Annotated in this window: 17 protein-coding genes; all 17 read right to left on the bottom strand. The window is 72.3% G+C overall.

Annotated features, from left to right (window positions below; all coding sequences use genetic code 11):
- Positions 1 to 76: 76 nt before the first annotated feature.
- Complete coding sequence (locus IPH07_04635; GenBank protein MBK6916670.1) at positions 77 to 2,827, bottom strand: MMPL family transporter; 2,751 nt, start codon at positions 2,825 to 2,827, stop codon at positions 77 to 79.
- A gap of 10 nt (positions 2,828 to 2,837) precedes the next feature.
- A complete protein-coding gene (locus tag IPH07_04630; GenBank protein MBK6916669.1) occupies positions 2,838 to 3,404 on the bottom strand; it encodes an HU family DNA-binding protein in 567 nt (188 codons plus the stop codon).
- Positions 3,388 to 4,155 (bottom strand): uracil-DNA glycosylase, encoded by a 768-nt coding sequence (locus tag IPH07_04625; GenBank protein ID MBK6916668.1) that lies wholly within the window; start codon positions 4,153 to 4,155, stop codon positions 3,388 to 3,390. Before IPH07_04625 ends, IPH07_04630 begins: the two co-directional genes overlap by 17 nt.
- Before the next feature lie 188 nt (positions 4,156 to 4,343).
- Positions 4,344 to 5,618, bottom strand: a complete 1,275-nt coding sequence (gene coaBC / locus IPH07_04620) for a bifunctional phosphopantothenoylcysteine decarboxylase/phosphopantothenate--cysteine ligase CoaBC (GenBank protein ID MBK6916667.1) — start codon at positions 5,616 to 5,618, stop codon at positions 4,344 to 4,346.
- Positions 5,615 to 6,682 (bottom strand): 3,4-dihydroxy-2-butanone-4-phosphate synthase, encoded by a 1,068-nt coding sequence (ribB, locus tag IPH07_04615; protein MBK6916666.1) that lies wholly within the window; start codon positions 6,680 to 6,682, stop codon positions 5,615 to 5,617. Before ribB ends, coaBC begins: the two co-directional genes overlap by 4 nt.
- 50 nt (positions 6,683 to 6,732) lie before the next feature.
- On the bottom strand, positions 6,733 to 7,389 hold the full coding sequence (locus tag IPH07_04610; protein ID MBK6916665.1) for a riboflavin synthase: 657 nt from the start codon (positions 7,387 to 7,389) through the stop codon (positions 6,733 to 6,735).
- 12 nt (positions 7,390 to 7,401) lie between these two features.
- Complete coding sequence (gene ribD / locus IPH07_04605; protein MBK6916664.1) at positions 7,402 to 8,550, bottom strand: bifunctional diaminohydroxyphosphoribosylaminopyrimidine deaminase/5-amino-6-(5-phosphoribosylamino)uracil reductase RibD; 1,149 nt, start codon at positions 8,548 to 8,550, stop codon at positions 7,402 to 7,404.
- The gene (nrdR, locus tag IPH07_04600) at positions 8,547 to 9,080 is read right to left on the bottom strand and encodes a transcriptional repressor NrdR (protein ID MBK6916663.1); all 534 of its coding nucleotides are present in this window, start codon (positions 9,078 to 9,080) and stop codon (positions 8,547 to 8,549) included. The genes ribD and nrdR overlap by 4 nt, the downstream gene beginning before the upstream one ends.
- Before the next feature lie 27 nt (positions 9,081 to 9,107).
- A complete protein-coding gene (gene rpiB, locus IPH07_04595; protein MBK6916662.1) occupies positions 9,108 to 9,554 on the bottom strand; it encodes a ribose 5-phosphate isomerase B in 447 nt (148 codons plus the stop codon).
- A gap of 8 nt (positions 9,555 to 9,562) precedes the next feature.
- On the bottom strand, positions 9,563 to 10,822 hold the full coding sequence (gene fabF / locus IPH07_04590) for a beta-ketoacyl-ACP synthase II (GenBank protein MBK6916661.1): 1,260 nt from the start codon (positions 10,820 to 10,822) through the stop codon (positions 9,563 to 9,565).
- Positions 10,823 to 10,984: 162 nt separating this feature from the next.
- The gene (locus IPH07_04585) at positions 10,985 to 11,227 is read right to left on the bottom strand and encodes an acyl carrier protein (protein MBK6916660.1); all 243 of its coding nucleotides are present in this window, start codon (positions 11,225 to 11,227) and stop codon (positions 10,985 to 10,987) included.
- Between the two features lie 114 nt (positions 11,228 to 11,341).
- Positions 11,342 to 12,124, bottom strand: coding sequence for a 3-oxoacyl-[acyl-carrier-protein] reductase (fabG, locus tag IPH07_04580; GenBank protein MBK6916659.1), 783 nt, complete (start codon positions 12,122 to 12,124; stop codon positions 11,342 to 11,344).
- Positions 12,111 to 13,049 carry an ACP S-malonyltransferase gene (gene fabD / locus IPH07_04575; GenBank protein ID MBK6916658.1) on the bottom strand — a complete coding sequence of 313 codons (939 nt, stop codon included), beginning with the start codon at positions 13,047 to 13,049 and terminating at the stop codon, positions 12,111 to 12,113. Before fabD ends, fabG begins: the two co-directional genes overlap by 14 nt.
- A 6-nt stretch (positions 13,050 to 13,055) precedes the next feature.
- Positions 13,056 to 14,138: a phosphate acyltransferase PlsX gene (gene plsX, locus IPH07_04570; protein ID MBK6916657.1), complete on the bottom strand. Its 1,083-nt coding sequence runs from the start codon at positions 14,136 to 14,138 to the stop codon at positions 13,056 to 13,058.
- 11 nt (positions 14,139 to 14,149) lie between these two features.
- Complete coding sequence (gene rpmF, locus IPH07_04565; GenBank protein ID MBK6916656.1) at positions 14,150 to 14,335, bottom strand: 50S ribosomal protein L32; 186 nt, start codon at positions 14,333 to 14,335, stop codon at positions 14,150 to 14,152.
- An 89-nt stretch (positions 14,336 to 14,424) separates the two neighbouring features.
- A complete protein-coding gene (locus IPH07_04560; protein MBK6916655.1) occupies positions 14,425 to 15,099 on the bottom strand; it encodes a DUF177 domain-containing protein in 675 nt (224 codons plus the stop codon).
- A 4,072-nt stretch (positions 15,100 to 19,171) separates the two neighbouring features.
- Positions 19,172 to 19,675: a peptidylprolyl isomerase gene (locus IPH07_04555; GenBank protein ID MBK6916654.1), complete on the bottom strand. Its 504-nt coding sequence runs from the start codon at positions 19,673 to 19,675 to the stop codon at positions 19,172 to 19,174.
- Between the last annotated feature and the right edge of the window lie 337 nt (positions 19,676 to 20,012).

The following is a 20,012-nucleotide window of genomic DNA, read 5'->3' as shown; positions in this document are numbered from 1 at the left end:
GGCTCGCGGCGCGTCGCCATTTGGCGGGTCGATGTCGCGACCGCGCGGGGGGCCGCGGCCGCGACCGCGCGGGGGCTCACTCGGCGCGACGGCTCAGCAGCAGCGCGGCCGGCAGCACCAACAGCGTCGCGACCAAGCACGTGCCGATCCCGAGCACCATCACGCGTCCGAGCGACAACATCCCGCCGTACTGCTGCACCATCAGCGCGGAGAAGCCCGCCGCCGTCGTCAATGCGGCCACGGCGATCGCCCCGCCGGTGCCGACCACGGCGTCGTCGAGCCGGGGTCGCACGTTGGGCATCGACGAGTCGGGCCGCGGATCGCCCTCGCGTACGCGGTGCATGAGGTGCACGCCGTAGGCGATGCCGATGCCGAGCACCAGCGGCAGCGACACGATGTTCGCCACGTCGAAGGTCCAGCCCAGCGCCACCATCACGGCGATCATCCAGCCCCAACCCACCAACGTGGGCAACAGCGCCAGGATCGCGTCGCGTACGCTGCGGAAGTCGAGCAGGAGGATCGCGAAGATCCCGACCGCCGCGATGACGGCTGCCCGCTTGAAGCCGGCGAGGATCATCGTGCCGTGCGCCACGTGGTCGAGCGCGAGCCCCGACGCCTCGGAATCCACCGTGCGGATGTCGGCCGCGAACGCTTCGGCGACCTCGCGTTCCCAGAAGCGGCCCGCCGGCACCACGAAGAGGGCGAGCGCCTGGCCATCTTTGCTCGCAAAGCGTCGAGCGAACAGCGGCGGCAGATCACTCGGCAGCACGCTCTGGCGCTGGGCCACGCGGCGCGCCGTGGTCCACGCGGGTGCCAGCACCTCGGCCACGCGGGCCCCGATGACGCGCAGCCGCTCGCGCTCGGCGTCGTCGAGGCCGCGCAGCCGCGTCCGCAGGCCCTCGAAGGCGGCCTTGCTGGTGACCGCAGCCTGGCCATCGACGCCGACCTGCGCCATGGCGAAGCGGACCTCGTCGAGCGCATCGATGACCCGATCGACCTCGCGCTGCAGCGCGGCGGCGTCGGTGGTGGCGGTAGCCAGGCGCGCGAAGTCGGGGTCGCGGCCGATGCCGGCGAAGCCGGCGGCGAGCGCCGCCTTGCTCGCGGGGTCGAGCGGCGGCACGAGGTCCGTGGCCGACTGCACGCCCGCGACGGTATCGAGTCCACGCAGCGTCTGCGTCATCGCGCGGGCCTCTTCGAAGTCCGGCGCGCTGAGGTTGGCGAACACCGGCGAGGCGATGGGATCGTACTCGAGCTGCACGAGCGCACGACCGCTCTCGGCCTCGGCAGGGAGGAAGTCGAAGTAGCGCGGGTTGAACTCGACCCGCGGCATCAGCAGAGCGCCCACCAGCCCGGTGCCGACGCCGATCACGGCCAGCGGCCAGCGGGCCCGACGGACCAACGCCGGCAGCCGCGACAACCCCGGGGGCTCGGGCGCGACCGCGCGACCGACACGCGACAGCGCGCGCGCCAACAGCGACGGCAGCACCGTGAACGTGGCGGTCATCACCATCAGCAGGCCAACCGCAGTGATGACCCCGAGCTCGCCGTACGCGGTGAACTCGGTGGTCACGCCGGCGAGGAAGCCGACGGCGGTGATCGCCGCGCCGGCGAAGATGCCCGGCCCGGTCGCGATCAGGGCCTGCCGCACCGCCGTCGGGCGATCGACGCCGGCCCGCATGGCCTCGTTGAACCGCGACAACATGTGCACGGCGAAGTCGATGCCGAGGCCGAGCAGCACCGCGACGAAGCTCGAGGTGATGAGGTTCAGATGGCCGTAGACCACCTGCACCACGCCGAGCGTGAGCACGACGCCGGGCAGCAACGGGAGGTTGGCGAGGATGGTCTGGAACAACGAGCGGAACAGCAGCCAGCACAGCCCGATGATCGCCAGCGATGACACCACGGTCGACAGCTGCAGCCCCTGCTGCACCACGTGGAGCTCGTCGACGATGATGGCCGGAAGGCCGGTCACGTCGGCCGTCACGCCCGCGGGCGCATCGGCCAGCACGACGTCACGGATCTCGCGGATCCTTCGCACCATCGGTTCGACCGCCGCGCCCTCGTCGCTGACGAGCTCGGGGTACAGCGCGACCATGTGCGCGTCGCCGTTGCCGGTCACGAGGTAGCCGAGCTCGTCGACCCCCCGTCGCATCACGGTCGTGCCGGCACCGACGAAGCGATCCATCGCGTTCTTGCCGGCGATGTAGTCGTCGAGCGCGGTCGCGAGGCTGCCGAGACCGGCGAGCCCCTCGGCCGCGCGATCGATCGGGACCGCAGCAGCAGCAGCAGCCGCGCCCTGGCCGTCCTCGCCGTCCGCCGCGGCGGCACCGTCGATGGCCCCCTCGAGGCGATCGGCGATCGCGGCCATCCACGCCACTGCACCGCCTTCGACCAGCGGTGCCAGCTCGACCCCGGGGGGCAACGCTGCCCGCAGCTGCGCCATCGCGTCGGCGCGCTGCAGCAGCAACACCTCGGCGATGGTCTTGGGGGTGATGCGACCGAGCACGCGGCCCGCGAACTCGGGCTCCTGCTCGTAGGCCTCGCTCAATCGATCGACGATGGCCCGGCGCTGCTCCGGCGTGCCGCCGGCGACCAACACCAGCGGCGACTCGGGCCGACCGAAGCGCTCCTGGAAGCGCCGCAGCTTGGCCTGCTCGGGCTGGTCGTCCGAGACCAGGCCGGTGCGCGACGTGCTGACTCGCAGGCCGCTGGCGAGCACACCCGCGCCGACGCACAGCAGCAGCGCGACCAGCAGCACCGTGCCTGGGCGTCGCAGACAGAGATCCGCGATGGCGCCGAAGATCCTCGCGGTGGTGTTCTTCGCCATGGTCGCGGCTTCAGGCCGATCGCACGCGCCCGCCGGCGGCGGCACCACGCACGCGCTGCAGCCCAGGCGCAGGCAGGCGCGCGTCGAGTTCAGCGTCGATCGGTGCGGCTGCGACCTCGATCGCGCGGGCAGCCGACTGCACGCGCGGCCCGCTGGCCTTCGCGCCGCGCCGACTCGTCGGCGCGTCGGACTCGGGCTTCGCGAGGTTCATCGCGTCGCGCAGCTCGCCGCTGGTGCGGAAGTCGAGCGTGAAGAAGGCGTCGATGTTCATCGGCTCGAGCGTGCGCGGGTTGACGCCGCGTCGCGCACTGCGGCGCTTCTTCACGAAGGTGCCGAAGCGAGGGAACGAGAACTTCGGGCTCGACGTGCGGGTGACCTTCGCACGGGCGAAGTAGTTGGCGATCTCGTCGAACGCCACCGTCACGATGCGGTCGATGTCTTTCTTGGTGATGTCGGGGGGCAGCGAGCGTGAGCGGGCGATGCGTTCGATGAGTTCTGCCTTCGTCATGGACACGCCTTCGCGATGGGGCCGATACCTTAGTGGCGCGGCGTCCCGTCCGTCAACTGCGCGGCGCATCTGCGGAACGAACCCAGGCGAGTGCACGCTCCAAGTCCTGCATCACCAGCCGCTCGGCAGCTTCGCCGTCGCCTTCGGATCCCTCTTGACGAAGCACGTACGCCGGGTGGTAGGTGACGACGATCGGGATGCGGTGCGCAGTCGCGCGATCACCCGTCGCCTGCACCTCGTAGTGGAGCGTCGCGCCTCGCATGGCACGCAGCGAGAGATCGTCGCGCTTGCTCAGCAGCATGCCGGCGTGACGACCGAGTGCGACCAACACCGCCGGGGCGATGGCACGGATCTGCGCCTGCAGGAACGGCGAGCAACGATCGACCTCTTCGGGCCTCGGATCGCGATTGCCCGGCGGCCTGCACTTGAGCACGTTCGCGATGTACACGTCGGCGCGCGAGAGCCCCAGCGTCGTCAGCCACTGATTCAGGCGCTGGCCCGCGCGTCCGACGAAGGGCTCACCCTGGCGATCTTCGTCGGCGCCGGGCGCCTCGCCCACGAACATGATCCGCGCCTCGGGATTGCCGACCCCGAACACGATGTTGGTGCGGGTCCGAGACAGCGCGCAGCGCTGGCAATCGCCGACGTTGCGCCGGCGTAGGTACTCGAGCTTGGTCGCAGTGTCCCATTGCGCCGCGCGGTCGCGCAGATCGGTGGCGCTCTGGGTCACGACGGCCCGCGCAGCGTCGGCCGCGGTCGCGTCCGCGATCGGCAGCCGCGCGCCCGAGGCTGGCGGCGCGACGGTGGCGGGCGCTGCCACGGTGGCCGACGCAGCCGCGGGGTCCATCGCGGCATGCACGTGCTCGGTCGCCGCGTCGCCGGCCGCGACCGGCCACGGCATCCCGCCCGCCGGCCAGTACTGCAGCTCCCACGCCGCGCGATGCTCGGCCAGCACCGCCGCGAACCGTCGCGCAAGCTCGCGCGGATGGGTGCCACGCTCGTCGGTGCTCACACGGACCCCCGCGGCCATGCGCCGCGCAGCTCGTCCAGCAACCAGTGCGCCAGCGCGAGCTTCGGCCGCGGCGGGCCGGAATCAGCGGCGTCGTCGTGCCCCTCGCGGATCAGCCATCCGGCGTTGGTCTCGGTGGCGAAGCCGGTGTCCGGCACCCCGACGCGATTCACGAAGAACGCGTGCGCGCGCTTGGCCGCCAGCTTGGCGCGCGCCGCCGCCAGCAGGCCGTCGCGGACCTGATCGACATCGGCATCGGCATCGGCGGTCTGGGCCGCGAAGCCGAGCATGAGCGCGTGCGCGCGGTGATCGGCGCACAGCTGCGCAAGTACGTCGATGCCTTCGACCCACGGCGAGGCCCCGAGGCGGTCGAGCAGCGCGGGCTTGTCGAGCTTGCCGGCGGACTCGACCCGGGGCGCCACATCGGCGACCGCCGCGACCATCGCCACCAGCTGGGCCGGCGCCTCGCGCAGCGAACGATCCATCTCGCGATGCAGCGCCACGGCGGTGTCGATGTCGATCCGCGTCACGCCCGGCGGCGTCGCGCGCTGCACGGGACCGGCGACCAGCGTGACGTCGGCCCCGCGTGCAGCGGCGGCCTCGGCGAGCGCGAAGCCCATCGCACCGGTGGAGGCGTTGGTCAGGAAGCGCACCGGATCGAGGTACGCACGCGTGGGCCCGGCCGAGACCAGCAGGCGTAGGCCCGCGAGGTCGCGATCACGTGCGAGCTGCTGCAGCACCCCGTCCACCAACAGTGGCGGGTCGATCATCCGACCGGCGCCGATCCAGCCACAGGCCAGCTCGCCGCGATCGGGCCCCACGAAGCTCGCCCCGCGGGCCGCGAGCGTCGCGAGGTTGGCGACCGTGGCCGCGTGCTGCCACATGTTGCTGTTCATCGCCGGGGCGTAGACGACGGGGGCCCGCGTGGCGAGCAGTACGACCGTGACCAGATCGTCGGCCATGCCCGCGGCCGCACGGGCCAGCACGTCGGCAGTCGCCGGGGCCACGACCACCACGTCGGCCCAGTCGGCGAGCTCGATGTGGCCGACGTGGCCCTCCTCGGCGGCGTCGACCACCGCGGCGCGGACCGGCCGCTTGCTGACCGTCGCGAGCGAGAGCTCGGTGACGAACGCCTTGGCCGCGGGCGTGGTCACGCACTGCACCTCGCAGCCGCGGGCGATGAACGCCCGCACCAGCTCGGGTGCCTTGTAAGCCGCGATGCCGCCCGCGACGCACAGCAGCACGCGGGTCGGACCACCGTGGGGCACGCTCACGCCGGGTCCTCCATCGGCACGGTGCCTTCGACCTCGATGCCGAAGCCGCGCAGGCCGACGATCTTGCGGGGGTTGTCGGTGATGACGCGGATGCGGTGCAGGCCCAGCCGCGCGAGCACCTGCGCACCGAGGCCGAACTGGCGGAACTCGCCCTGCCCGCCCTCGGCCCCCGCCGGCGGCGCATCGGTCACGCCGTCGAGCTCCATGCTGCCGGCGGCGACCACGTAGAGGAACACGCCGGCGCCGGCGCGATCGATCTGGCGCAGCGCGGCGCGGATGCGACGACCGCTGTCCTCGCCGAAGCCGAACACGTCGCCGAGCACGCGGGCCCGCTGCGCCCGCACCAAGGTCGGCTGATCGCCCGCGATCGCCCCCTTGCACATCGCGACGTAGTAGACCTGCGGACGCACCGTCGAGCGGAAGGTCCGCATGGTCCAGCCCTGCGAGGGCGACAGCCCCAACGCCGCCGAGGCCAGCGGCGCGTGGGCGACCTCCTCGACCAGGGTCTCGCGCTGCAGGCGGTACTCGATGAGATCGGCGATCGCGAGGATCGGCAGATCGTGGCGCGTGGCGAAGCGCTCGAGGTCGTCCATGCGCGCCATCTCGCCGTCGTCGCGCATGATCTCGCAGATGACACCGGCGGGCACGAGTCCAGCCAGCCGCGCGAGGTCGACGGCGCCCTCGGTGTGGCCCGATCGCACGAGCACGCCGCCGGGCTGCGCACGCAGCGGGAACATGTGGCCCGGACTCACCACCGCGTCGGGCCCCTGGGTCGGATCGGCGGCGACGCGGATCGTGCGAGCTCGATCGGCGGCGCTGATACCCGTCGTCACGCCCTCGCGGGCCTCGATCGACACCGTGAACGCGGTGCCCATGTCGGCGGCGTGGGTGCGGACCATCATGGGCAGCTGCAGCGCGGCCACGCGCTCGGCGGTCAGCGCCAGGCACACCAGCCCGCGACCGTGCACGCACATGAAGTTGACGTCCTCGGGCCGACAGTGTTCGGCCGCGATCACGAGGTCGCCCTCGTTCTCGCGATCCTGGTCGTCGACCATGATGACCATGCCGCCCGCGCGGACGCGGGCGATGGCGGCTTCGACCGCGGCAATGGCCGTCACGACCGCACCCCCGCATCGGCGAGCAGTCCGGCGTCGCGCAGCAAGCCCATCGTCACGCCATCGCCACGGGCCTCCAGCAGGCGCGCGACGTAGCGTGCCAGCACGTCGACCTCGAGGTTGATGGCGTCACCGACCGCCGTGCGTCCCCACGTGGTCACCGCCAGCGTGTGTGGCACCAGGCCGATCATGAAGCCCCGGGCGTCGATGTCGTTGACGGTGAGGCTGGTGCCGTCGAGGCACACCGAGCCCTTGGCGGCGACCAACGGCGCGAGCTCGCGCGGCAGGTCGATCCAGAGCTCGCGGGCATCGCCCCGCGCGGTCACGCTGCGCACGCTCGCGACGGCATCGACGTGGCCGCTCACGAGGTGCCCGCCGAGGGCATCGCCGACCCGCAGCGAGGGCTCGAGGTTGATGCGCTGGCCGCGTTGCCAGCGACCGATGCTGGTGCGCCGCAGGCTCTCGAACGCGACCTCGACCTCGAAGTGACGAGGCCGCGACGCCACCACCGTGAGGCAGACGCCCGCACAGCACACGCTGGCGCCGAGTTCGAGATCGGCGGGCGGCAGTTCGGCTTCGATGGCGAGCCGACGGCCAGAGCTGACCTCGGTCACCGCCACGACGGTACCGACGGTGCGCACGAGTCCGGTGAACATCGGCTTCGAGTTCTACCGCAGCCGGGCCCGTCGCGCCCGCTTCGTGGGCGCCGCCGCGGCCGGCGTCGACGCAGCCGGCAACCAGCTGCAGCGCAGCGCGTCGCCGCGGCGCTGGCACGACTCGAGCGCCAGCTGCGGCGCGTCGGCGACCCGCTCCCACCCGACCCCGTCGACCAGCGCGGGCCCCTGCCCCAGCAGCCGCGGCGCGACGTAGACCACGAGGCGCTGCCACGCGGCCGCGGCCACGAATGCGCCGTGCAGCGCCCCGCCACCCTCGACCAAGAGCGAGCGCAGCTCCCGGGCCCCGAGCACGTCGAGCGCAGCGGCGACGTCGAGTCGGCCGCGCGCATCGGTGGCGATCGCGATCGGCTCCGCGCCGGCCCGCGCGACCGCCTCACGTGCGCTCGCGCTCGCGCGACGCCCGTGCAGCACCAGTGTGCCAGGCCGCAGTACCTGCGGCGTGGGCCTGGCCGTCGCGATCCTCAGGTTGGTGTCGAACACCACTGCGATGGGATCGACACCGGCGACCAAGCGCACGTCGAGCCGCGGATCGTCGGCGAGCACGGTGCCGATGCCGACCGCGATGCCGTGGTGCTGCGCCCGCAGGCGATGGGCGTCGCGTCGGGCGTGCTCGTCGCTGATCCACTTGGAGTCGCCGGTGCGTACGGCGATGCGCCCGTCGACCGAGACCGCAGCCTTGAGCGTGACGAACGGCCGACGATGCACGACGTGGTGGATGTAGTGCTCGTGGGTCGCGGCCGCGAGCTCGGCCGCGAGCCCCTCGCGGACGCGCACGCCGGCCCGGCGCAGCTTGGCGATGCCCTTACCGGCGGCATGCGGGGCCGGATCGCGCACGCCGACGACGACCTCGCGGATGCCGGCTGCGATGATCGCGTCGGTGCACGGACCGGTGCGGCCGGTGTGGCAGCACGGCTCGAGCGTGACGAACAGCGTGGCGCCGCGGGCCCGCGCACCGGCGCGCCGGATCGCGCGGACCTCCGCGTGCGGCCCCCCGGTGGCGGCACTGCGGGCGACCGCGACCAGCTCGCCGCGGTGCACGATCGCCGCGCCCACGCTGGGGTTGGGATAGGTGGCGCCGGTGCCCCGCCGCGCGGCCGCGACCGCGCGCGCCATCGCGTGCGCGTCGTCGATGCGCGTCACGTGCCCTCGCCCTTGGTCGCACGCGCGCGCTCGGCCGCGGCCTCGAACAGCGTGCGCTGTCCGACCGGATCGACGTGCTCGGCCTTCTCCATCTCGTGCAGCAGCCGCTCGAACTCCGCGACGCTCTCGAAGCTGCGGTAGACCGACACGAAGCGCACGTACGCCACTGGATCGAGCTCGTGCAGGTAGTGCATGGCCCGCTCACCGATCTCGGCCGCATGGACCTCGCGATCGCCCCGCGTCACCGCCCACTGCTCGACCTGCTGCACGAGGTGCTCGAGCTGCTCGGGCTTCACCGGTCGCTTGCGGCAGGCCAGCTTGAGCCCGCCCAGCAGCTTGTTGCGATCGAAGGGCTGGCGCCCGCCGCCGCGCTTGAGCACGACCGGCAGGTTCTCTTCGATGCGCTCGAAGGTGGTGAAGCGATGACCGCAGCCCTCGCACTGCCGCCGACGCCGGATCGACAGCGCGTCCTTGCCCTCGCGCGAGTCGAGCACCTTGGTGTTGGGGTTGCGGCAGACCGGGCAGAGCAAGGGGTCGACTCCAGGCCGGTGTGGCGCCTACCGCCGCGAGAGTTGTTCGAGCAGTGCGACCCGCCGGGCGTGGCGTCCGCCCTCGAAGGGTGTCGCGAGAAAGGTCCGCAGCAGCGTGCGCCCCAAGCCCAGCCCGATCACGCGCCCGCCCATGCACAGCACGTTGGCGTCGTTGTGCGCCCGTGCCATCTCGGCGCTGAAGGCATCGCTCAGCACCGCGGCGCGGATGCCCGCGATGCGGTTGGCCGCCATCGCGACCCCTTGACCGGTGCCGCAGCACAGCACGCCGAGCGAGCCGGCGTCGGCGAGCACGCGCTCGCACAGCTGTTGGGCGATCTCGGGGTAGTCGACCGAGCGGCTGGGATCGTCGGGCCCGAGCTCGCTGGCGATCTCGTGACCGTCGCCGCGGGCGGCCTCGACGAGGTCGCGCCGCAGGGCCACCGCTCCGTGATCGCTGGCGAAGTGCAGGCGCATGGTCGGACTCACGCGCCGGCGCGGCGCAGCACCAGCGCCGCGTTGGTGCCACCGAAGCCGAAGCTGTTGCTCATCGCGTACTCGACCGAGCTGCGCCGCGCCTCGTGGGGCACGTAGTCGAGGTCGCACTCGGGATCGGGATCGTCGAGGTTGATGGTCGGCGGCAGGATGCCGTCACGCAGCGCCAGCGCACAGATGGCCGCTTCGAGGCCACCGGCGGCGCCGAGCAGGTGGCCGTGCATCGACTTGGTCGAGCTCACCGCGAGGCCGTTGTGGGCGTAGGCGCCGAACACCGTGCGGATGGCATTGGTCTCGCTCGAGTCCGCGGCCGTCGAGGTCGCGTGGGCGTTGATGTAGCCGATCTGCTCGGGCGACAGCCCCGCGTCGCGCAGCGCCAGCTGCATGCAGCGCGCGGCGCCCTCGCCCCCGGGCGACGGCGCGGTGATGTGGTGGGCGTCGGCACTGGCGGCGTAGCCGACGACCTCCGCGAGAATCGGCGCGCCGCGGGCGGCCGCGCGGTCGTAGGCCTCGAGCACGAGGATCGCCGCGCCTTCGCTGAGGACGAAGCCGTCGCGGCTGGCGGTGAACGGACGCGAGGCCTTGGTGGGCTCGTCGTTGCGCTGCGAGAGCGCGCGCGCCGAGCAGAAGCCACCGATGCCCAGCGGCGTGACGGTCGACTCGCTGCCACCGGCGATCATCAGATCGGCGTCACCGCGCTCGATGACCCGCGCGGCCTCGCCGATCGAGTGGGCCGCGGTCGAGCACGCCGAGACCATGCTCATGTTGGGTCCGCGGCAGTCGTGGGCGATCGAGATCTGCCCCGGCGCGAGGTTGATGATCACCGAGGGCGTGAAGTAGGGGCTGATGCCGTGGCGGGGGCCCTTCTCGAGCAGGGTCTTGTAGGTCGACTCGATGATGCCGAGCCCGCCCATGCCGGCGCCGACGTAGCAGCCCCAGCGCTCGGGGTCGGGCCGCTCGCCACCGGTCGCGGGATCGAGGCCGGCCTGCTTGACGGCCATGTCGGCGGCCGCGAGCGCGAACTGGATGAACAGGTCCATCTGCCGCAGGTTCCGCTTGGGGATCCACTGCGTGGCGTCGAAGTCCCGTACCTCGCCCGCGATGGTGGTGGTGAACTCGCGCGCGTCGAAGCGCGTGATCGGACCGATGCCGGACTCACCCGCGCACAGCCGCCGCCACGTGAGGTCCGTGCCGACGCCAAGCGGCGTGACGAGGCCGATGCCGGTGATCGCGATTCTCCTGCGTGCCACTGCTCCCCCTTGTCCCTGCCGGAGCCCGAAGGACGCCCGCGTCACGCGAAGCGACGCGGGCGATGGGCTTGGTTCGCCGCCGACCGCCGATGCGACCGCTGCGCTCGCGCGGGCGTCGACGGCCACCGCCGCGCGCCCCGGACGGGCGCCCGTCGACGGCGGCTAGTTGCCCTTGTGCGCCTTGATGTAGGCGATCGCGTCGCCGACGGTCTTGATCTTGTCGACCTCGTCGTCGGGGATCTTCACCTCGAACTGCTCCTCGAGCGCGAGCACCAGCTCCACGATCGCCAGCGAGTCGGCGCCGAAGTCCTCGGTGAAGCTCTTGGCCTCACTGACGTCCTCGGGCTTCACGTCGAGCTGCTCGCAGATGATCTCTTTGGTTCGGGCTTCGATGTCTCCACTCATGTCTTTGCTGGGCTCCTGATGTGCGTGGTCTCGGGCGACAAACTTCGGTTCGGGGATCATGCCCGCGGCGCGGGGGGTGCGGAACTCGGGCGACGGCGCGGCCGCGCGCGACGGTCAGATGAGCAGGCCTCCGTTGACCCGCAGCGTGTGACCGGTGATGTACGCCGCCGCCGGCGACGCCAAGAACGCGACCGCCTCGGCGATCTCCTCGGGCGCACCGACGCGGCCGAGCGGGATCTGGTCGAGCAGCCGCTTGCGAGCGTCGCCCTGCAGCGCGGCGGCGGTCATGTCGGTCTCGATGAAGCCCGGCGCGACCGCGTTCACGGTGATGCCGCGGCCGGCGAGCTCGCGCGCGAGCGACTTGGTCATGCCCAGCAGCCCGGCCTTGGTCGCGGCGTACATCGCCTGCCCGGCATTGCCCTGCTCGCCGACCACGCTCGAGAGGTTGATGATGCGACCGTGGTGCTTGGCCTTCAGCAGGTGGCGCACCGAAGCCTTCGCGCACAGCAACGCGCCGCGCAGGTTGGTCCGCACCAGCGCGTCGAAGTCGTCGGCCTTGGCACGCATGAGCAGCGCGTCGATGGACACGCCGGCGTTGTTGACGAGGATGTCCAGGCCACCCAAGCCCTCGACGACCTGCTTGACGCCGGCCTCGACCGCCGCCTCGTCGCCGACGTCGAAGCCGACCGCGAGCGCCTTGCCACCGGCGGCTTCGATCGCGTCACAGACCTCGCGTGCCGCCGCCTCGCCGCGGGCATAGTTGACGGCGACCGCGGCACCACGACGCGCGAGCAGTTGCGCGATCGCCCGACCGATGCCCCGGCTCGCGCCGGTCACCAACGCGACGCGCCCGTGCAGGTCGATCCCGGTGGCAGCCGCGGCGTCAGGCTCCGACATGGGCCCCGTTTAGCACATCGATATCGGCCGGGGAACCGCAGCAGTGCATCGTGAGGCTCGGCGCGATGCGCTTCACGAGCCCGGTCAGCACCTTGCCGTGGCCGACCTCGATGGCGGTGTCGACACCGAGCTCGCAGGCCCGCAGCACCGAGGCCTCCCAGCGCACGCGCTGGGTCACCTGCCGCACCAAGAGGTCCTTCACGGCGGCCGCGTCGGCGTTGGGCTGGGCGTCGACGTTGGCGATGACGGGCACCCCCATGGCAGCGACTTGCACATCGGCGAGCGCCTGTGCGAGCCGTTGCGCAGCGGGGGCCATCAGCGCGCAGTGGAAGGGCGCCGACACCTTGAGCGGCACCGCCCGCGCCTTGCGTGACTTCGCCAACGCGACCAAGCGATCGACCGCTGCGGCGTGACCGGCGACGACGATCTGCCCGCCGCCGTTCTCGTTGGCCGGCGATACCACCTCGCCCTGCGCGGCCTCGGCACACAGCGCGTCGAGTTCCTCGACCGGCAAGCCGATGATCGCCGCCATGGCCCCGGTGCCCTGCGGCACCGCCTCTTGCATCGCCTGTCCGCGCAGTCGCACCAGTCGCACCGCGTCGGCGAAGGACAGCGCGCCGGCGGCCACCAGCGCCGAGAACTCGCCGAGGCTGTGACCGAGCACGACCGTCGGCGTGATCGACAACCGCTCGCGCAGCGCCGCGAGTGCGGCGACGCTGCAGGTGAGGATCGCGGGCTGAGTGTTGGCGGTCTGCACCAACGCGTCTTCGGGTCCCTCGAAGCACATCGTCGACAGCGACATGCCGAGCGCGTCGTCGGCCGCTTCGAAGATCGCACGGGCGGCCGCGCTCGCCTCGAACAGCGCGCGCCCCATGCCGACCTGCTGACTACCCTGCCCTGGGAACACCAACGCCACGCTCGCCATCGTTCGTCATCCTTCCTTCGCGGCCGCAGCCGCCCCGTTGCCGCCGTCGTTGCCGCGGGACTTGGCGGCCTCGACCAGCGCCGCGTTGCGCGTCAGCACATCGGCGAGCGCGGCGGTGAGTCCCTGATCGACCGAGCGTGCGGCCTGCTGCAGCGCGATGGTGATCGCACGCGCACTGGCGCCGCCGTGGCACAGCCACGCCACGCCGTCGACACCCAGCAAGGGTGCGGCGCCGTAGCTGTCGGGATTCATGCGCTCGCGCAGGCGACCGAACGCGCCGCGCAGCACCAGTGCGCCCAGCTTGCTGCGCCAGTCGGCGGTCACGGCCTTGCGCAGCCAGCCGCCAACCATGCGACCGGTGGCCTCGGCGACCTTGAGCGCGACGTTGCCGGTGAAGCCATCGGTCACGACCACGTCGCAGCGGCCGTCGAACAGCCCGCCGCCCTCGGCGTAGCCGACGTACTCGAAGTCGTCGCTGCTGCGCGCGCCGAGCAGCTCGTGCACGGCGCGGGTGAGATCGGTGCCCTTGCCGTCCTCGCTGCCGTTGGACAGCACCGCCACGCGCGGGCGCGGGCATCCCGCCTTGAAGCGGGCATAGGCGGCGCCCATCAGCGCGAACTGGACGAAGTTGACCGGCTTGCACTCGACGTTGGCGCCGACGTCGAGCACGAAGGTGAAGCCGTCGACGTTGGGCAGCGCGGCCACGATCGCGGGGCGATCGACGCCCTTGAGGCGGCGGAACTTGAACAGCCCACACGCCAGCATCGCGCCGGAGTTGCCGGCGCTCATGACCGCGTCGGCCTCGTGCTTGCGCACGAGCTCGAAGCAGGTCGGCATCGACGCGTCGGGCTTGGCCCGCACCGCGCGACCGGGGTGATCGTCCATCGTGATGCGCTCGGGCGCATGATGGATGGAGATCGGCAACGACTCGCCGCCGGCAGCCGCCGCGAGCTCGCGCTCGAGCGACTCGCGATCACCCACCAACACCACGCGCACGCCGGCGCGGGCGGCTTCGACGGCACCGACGACCTCGTGGCGCGGGCAGTGATCGCCGCCGAACGCATCGAGCGCGATCCGTGCCGAGGCCACGACGCGCGATCCTATTCTTGCGCGACCTCGACGACCTGACGGCCGCGGTACTGGCCGCACGCCGGACACACGCGATGGCTCACCATGAGCTCCTCACAGTTCGGGCACGGCGACAGGTTCGGCGCGGCGACTTTGTCGTGCTGCGCGCGACGTTGGTCGCGCTTGCGCGGGCTCATGCGTTTCTTGGGGACTGCCATGGCGGTACTCGGGCGCCGGACTCTACGACCGCGACCTCGCGTTGCGCAAGGGCTGGCGGCGGATGTTCTTCACGGCGCGATGTGCAAGCTCACGACTTGGGCTTGCGATCGGGGTCGAGGTGGCGCAGCGCGTCCGCGAGGGCCCCGCGGTTCACGCTGCCGTCGGGAATCTCGTCGACCAGCGGCACGGCGGGATCGACCGCGCCGCAGGCGGTGCACAGCGGCTGCGGCGGCTGCTCGTTGAGCGCGGCACCACAGTGGCTGCACAGCCCGCGGCAGGCCTCACCGCGGGTGCACAGCGCCCGCATGGGATAGGTGAGCTTGAGGGTCTCGGTCAGCATCGGACGCAGGTCGAGGGTCATGCCGTCGAACGGCCAGAGGTCCTCGTCGCCGTCGGCCTCGTCGCCGGGGCCGTCCTCGTCGTCGTCCGCGCGCACGTCGGGGAGGCGCCGTGCGGTGCCTTCGATGACGTACAGCGCCGTGACCTGGCTGGCGGCATCGACCGCGGCCGGCTCGAGGCAGCGTGCGCAGCCCACGGTGTAGCCGCCCTGCAGCGTCCCGGTGACGATCACGCTGCCGTCGCCCTGCACCGTGATCGACAGCACCGCCGCGACGCCGTCGGCGATGGTCGCATCGGTGCCCGACAGCGCGTTGGCCACGAACGCAGGCGGCAGCGTCGTCATGACCGACGCGTGGCTCTCGTGGCGTCGGCGCATGGCCGCGACGTCGATCATCAGCTCGGACGGGGCTGCCTGGGGTCGCACGGGGGCCGAAGATTGGCCCCTGGCCGCGGTGCTTGTAAAGCCACCCCGGCGCGATCTCCCCCACGTCGGTGCGAGCAGCACGCGCCCCGTCGCCGCGTCCGCGACCGCTTCGCCGCACGAACGGCCCCCTTCGCCGTTGACCCCCCCGCGCGGATTGGATAATCCGGCGCCATCCGTGGAGTGGCCCGACGATGAGCTCGCCCGACCGTGGGGCGGCAACCGCTGGGCCCGCCGCTGCGCCGTCGCGCTCGTGACGTGGACGCTGCTGGTGATCGCGATCGCGACGCCGCGTGCGGCGGCCGCGAGCTCGGGCGCGCGACAGCGAACGCGCACGGTGCTGCCGCGACCACACGCGAGCGCGCCGCTGCACGCACGCGTGCCCGGGAACGCATCGCGCCTCGCCGCGCTGCCGCCCGCAGTGGGCCCCCACGCCGCGGCGCCCCACCTCGGCCTCGCGCCGTGGTCGCTGCAGGGACTCGTCTCGGTGGTCGCGCCACCGCCGGCACCGCCACGACCGATCGCGACCCCGACGCCGACTGCGACCCCGACTCCGACGGCAGCAGGCGATCGCGCCGACGCCGACGCGGCCCCGGCGGGCGCTCCCGTCGACGTGCGCGCCAAGCTGCTGCGCTCGCGCTCGGTGCCGCCCTTCTGGATCGATCGCACCTACGACACCCACCGCACCCGCGGCATCGCGCTGCCGCCGTTGTTCGTGCACCGCACCCCCGCCAAGGATCATCCCGAACGGCTGCTGCACGTCGACCTCGGGCTCACGTTCGGTTGGGGCACGGCGGAGGGCAAGCGGCGGTGGTTGTCGCTGCCGGCGCTGTTCTTCGGCAGCTTCTCGGAGCGCAAGACCGTGTGGGGCACGGTGCCGCTGCTGATGGGCTATCGCCGGGTCGGCGATCAGTTCAACTTCGGGCAGTTCCCGCTGGTGTGGTGGTGGGGCACCAAGTTCGTGAAGAACCTGCTGGTGGTGCCGTTCCACTACCAGCAGAAGACGCCCAAGTCGTTCCGCGCGGTGTCGGCGATCCTGTTCTGGTACGGCAACAAGAACACCCAGGACGCCATCGTCGACAACGATCGCGAGTGGTTCGTGGGCGCGCCGCTCTTCTATCGCTTCCGCCGCGGCCTGAAGCGCTTCGACTTCGGCTTCCTCTACATGGGCGCCGACAATCGGCTCAAGGGGCGCCGCTGGGCGGCGGTGACACCGTTCGCGCTGTGGCACGAGAGCGAGTTCGGCAACCGCCGCGAGCTGTGGACCGCGGGCTGGATCCAGCGCAGTGACCGGGCCCGCGGGCGCTCGGCGTGGGCGGTCCCGGTCGCGCTCACCTTCCGCCATCGCGATCGCGACCGCTCGATCTTCGCCGCCACGCCGCTGGTGTGGCGCACCAAGAACCATCTCACCGGCGGCACGTTCACGCTCGCGGGTCCGGTCGGCGTGTACGACGACCCGCGGCAGCGCAACGTGTTCGCGGCGCCGCTGTGGTTCCAGTTCCGCGATCGCGTGACCGACACGACCACGCGGATCTTCGTGCCGCTGGGCTTCTCTCGCAGCTCGCCGACACGCACGGGCGTGTGGACGCTGCTCGGCGGTGGCGCGCGCACGCCCAAGGGCTTCGCGATGTTCGTGCCGCCGCTGCTCACCTGGGCCAGCAAGCGCGACGACGGGCGCGCGGTGCAGGCGGTCGCGGGCCTGTTCTGGCATGTGAACGATCCCGCGGCGGCGGGTGGTCCGCGCCGCGCGGTGGTGCTGGCACCGCTGGGCTTCTACGCCAAGGCCGGCGATCGCACGCGCTTCGGCGTACCGCCGCTGCTCAGCTTCGGCGGGCGCAAGGGCACCACACGCTGGCAGGTGATCACGCCGCTGTTCTGGCACGCCCGCGATGCCGCGCAGCAGCGCCACACCCTGGTGATGGGGCCCTTCTACCACCACCGCCAGCGCGACGAGCTCGCCGGCGGCCTCGCGCCCTTGGTGTTCTGGGGCAGCGGCGCACGGCGACGCTACGCGGTCGCGCCGTTGTTGTTGTTCGGTGACGTCGCCGACACCGAGGCCCGCACCCACCTGACGCTCTCCCCCCTGTTCGTGCGCCACACCGGGCCCGGCGAGCACACCCTCGGCGTGCTCGGCCTCGGCTGGGACGTGCTGCGCGAGGGCGGTGCCGAGCGCCACACCGCGGTGGTGCCGTTCTTCTACCGCCGCCGCATCGGCGACACCAAGCTCCTGATCACGCCCATCGGTGGACAACGCGTCGGCGCCGACACGCGCACGCTGGTGTGGGGCCCGTGGGTGCAGCGGCACACGCCCAAGCGCGACGTCTGGGGCGTGGCGCCCCTGGTCTGGGTCGCCCGCGAGCAGACCGACGCGGGCGTGATCCGCAGTGTCTCGGTGCTGCCGCTCTACCTGCGCCGACGTGCCCCCGGCGACGCGCTCGACATGTGGAGCCCGCTGGTCTGGCGTCGCGACGTCGCGGCCGTGCCGGGTGGCCCGCCGGCGCGCAAGAACCTCGCGATCGCCCCGTTCTACTTCCGGCAGCGCCAGCCGGGCGGCGTCGACGTCGACGCCGGACTCGGCTTCTTCTGGTCGCGCGATCGCAACCGTCGCACGCACACGCTCATCGGCGGACCGTTCTTCCACCGGCTCTCCCGCACCTCGCTGCACACCGGCGTCGCGCCGCTGGCGTGGTGGATGGACAGCGCGACCAAGCGCCGGCTGGTGTCGCTGCCGATCATCGTGCACCTCGCCGACAAGCAGACCGGCGAGCAGACCACGGTCGCCGTGCCGTTGTGGTTCGACCGCAAGCGCGCCAATGGTCGCCGCACGTGGGGTGCGTTCCCGTTCGCGTTCGGCGGCCGCCGGCTCTACAACTTCACGCGCTTCTCGCTGGTGCCGCCGGGCTTCGTCGACGTGTTCCGCGTGCAACGCAACGCCCGCTTCACCGGCTTCGCACCGCTGCTCTGGCGCTACCGCAAGTGCGGCTACCTGGCCGAGGACGACCCCAAGTGCACGTACACGCTGTGGGGCAGCGCGCCGCTGTTCGTCTACGGCAAGGACGGCAAGGGCCGCGTGACCCACGGCTCGCTGCTGTACGTCTACGACCGCAAGCCGGGTCGCACGCGGCTGTACACGCCGCTGTTCGGCGTGAACAACGAGCCCGGCAAGGTGCTGGGCTGGTACGCCGGCCCGGTCGCGGTGCGGACCACCAACACCTGGAAGCGATCGATGGTGTTCCCGCTGTGGTTCCGTCGCTCGCACCGGCTCGAGAAGCGCAGCCTGACCCTCGCCGCGCCACCGCTGTTCATCGCGCGTCGCCGCGAGGATCGCCGCTTCTTCGAGGCCGGGCTGGTGGTGTGGCAGTCGCGGCAGCAGCACAAGGTCTCGACCGCCGTGCTGCCGCCGCTGTTCTTCCACTCGCACGCGTGGGCGCAGCGCAAGCTGACGTGGGTGTTCCCGCTGGTGCTGCGCGACGACAACTTCGGCAACGACGAGGCCTGGACGGCGGTCGGGCCCGCACTCTACGTGCAGCACCGCAAGGGCGAGAACCTCGACTTCGTGCAGTTCCCGCTGGTGTGGCACATCGAGCGCGGTGAGAACCGCGGCACCTTCGGTGCCTTCGTGTGGTGGGACTTCACGCGCAAGGGCAAGACCATCCAGTTCGTGCCGGGCCTCTACACCCGCGCCGCGGGTCGACGGCTCGACACCCACGTGATCGGCCCGGGCCTGGCGTGGTGGACCCGGGGCCGCGGCGCGACCGAGGGCGATTTCCACTGGCGCGTGCTGCTGGGGCTGTTCGGCGCCGGGGTCGAGAACGGGCGCCGCTACGTGTCGATCTTCGGCGGTCGCATCGATCGCGGGCCCGGCCAGGCCCGCCCGAGCGCGTGCGCAAGCGGAGCAAGGGTCCGCGCAAGCGCGTGCTCGAGCGCGACACGGAGCGCAGCGCGAAGCCAGGCCGCAAGGCCGCACGCAGCCGCGGCGCTGCGACGACCACGACGACGCGCCCCGCCGCGGCACCGAGCTCGAAGCCGGCGGCGACCACCGGCACCAAGGCGCGCTAGCGTCGCCGCCGTCGTGCTAGCGGCCGGCGGGCGCGCGCACGATCTCCATCTTGGTGATCGTCTGCGGCGTGCGCGGGCGATCGCCGGCGCCGCCGCTCTGGGCGATACGCTCCGCAACCGCCACGCTGCCGTCGGTGCAGCGACCGAAGATCGTGTGCTTGTCGTCGAGGTGCGGCGTCGGTGCCAGCGTGACGAAGAACTGCGACGAGCCGGTGGTGAGGCCGCGGTTGGCCATGCTGAGCATCCCGGCGCGATCGTGCCGCAGCACCGGCGCGAACTCGTCGGGCAGCACGTAGCCGGTGTTGCCGGTGCCGGTGCCGGTCGGATCGCCGCCTTGGATCATGAAGCCCTCGATCACGCGGTGGAAGCCGGTGCCGTCGTAGTAGCGACGCGTCACCCAGCTGCCGTCCTCGTCGCGGAACGGCCGCTTGCCGCGGGCGAGCCCGATGAAGTTCGCGACGGTGCGGGGCGCATGCTCGGGGAACAGCTCGCACTCGATGGTGCCCTCGGCGAGCTTCATGCGGACCCACAGGCGGCCCTCGCCCGCGAGCGACTCGTCGGGCGCGGGGTCGACGAGCGCCTGCTCGAGGGTGAACTCGCCGCCGGCCGGGTCGCCCTGCGCGGTCGCGTACGCGCGGATCTCCTCGTCGGTCATGCCGATCTCGGGCTCGTCACCGGGCGAGAACCTCGGCCCCCCCTCGGTCTCGCCGCCGGCCTTGGGATCGCCCTGCCCGGCGCGGAGCCGCTCGATGCGGGCCTGCTCCTCGGCCTGGGTCTTGGCCAGCTCCTCGGGCAGCGGTGGCGGCGGGGTGAACACGCAGGCCACCAGCAGGCCGCCCAGGGCGCCCAGGGCCGCC

This window comes from Deltaproteobacteria bacterium (assembly GCA_016709225.1).
GTDB classification, from domain to species: Bacteria; Myxococcota_A; Polyangia; order Nannocystales; family Nannocystaceae; genus Xiheibacterium; species Xiheibacterium phototrophicum.
This window is presented reverse-complemented; position numbering and strand designations above follow the sequence as displayed.

What these genes read in the sequence shown, in the direction of transcription:
- IPH07_04635 (MBK6916670.1), bottom strand. Translation starts at nt 2,827, where the DNA reads ATGGCGAAGAACACCACCGCGAGGATCTTCGGCGCCATCGCGGATCTC.
- IPH07_04630 (MBK6916669.1), bottom strand. Translation starts at nt 3,404, where the DNA reads ATGCGCCGCGCAGTTGACGGACGGGACGCCGCGCCACTAAGGTATCGG.
- ribB (MBK6916666.1), bottom strand. Translation starts at nt 6,682, where the DNA reads ATGGTCATCATGGTCGACGACCAGGATCGCGAGAACGAGGGCGACCTC.
- IPH07_04610 (MBK6916665.1), bottom strand. Translation starts at nt 7,389, where the DNA reads ATGTTCACCGGACTCGTGCGCACCGTCGGTACCGTCGTGGCGGTGACC.
- rpiB (MBK6916662.1), bottom strand. Translation starts at nt 9,554, where the DNA reads ATGCGCCTGCACTTCGCCAGCGATCACGGAGCGGTGGCCCTGCGGCGC.
- IPH07_04585 (MBK6916660.1), bottom strand. Translation starts at nt 11,227, where the DNA reads ATGAGTGGAGACATCGAAGCCCGAACCAAAGAGATCATCTGCGAGCAG.
- fabG (MBK6916659.1), bottom strand. Translation starts at nt 12,124, where the DNA reads ATGTCGGAGCCTGACGCCGCGGCTGCCACCGGGATCGACCTGCACGGG.
- fabD (MBK6916658.1), bottom strand. Translation starts at nt 13,049, where the DNA reads ATGGCGAGCGTGGCGTTGGTGTTCCCAGGGCAGGGTAGTCAGCAGGTC.
- rpmF (MBK6916656.1), bottom strand. Translation starts at nt 14,335, where the DNA reads ATGGCAGTCCCCAAGAAACGCATGAGCCCGCGCAAGCGCGACCAACGT.
- IPH07_04555 (MBK6916654.1), bottom strand. Translation starts at nt 19,675, where the DNA reads ATGAAGCTCGCCGAGGGCACCATCGAGTGCGAGCTGTTCCCCGAGCAT.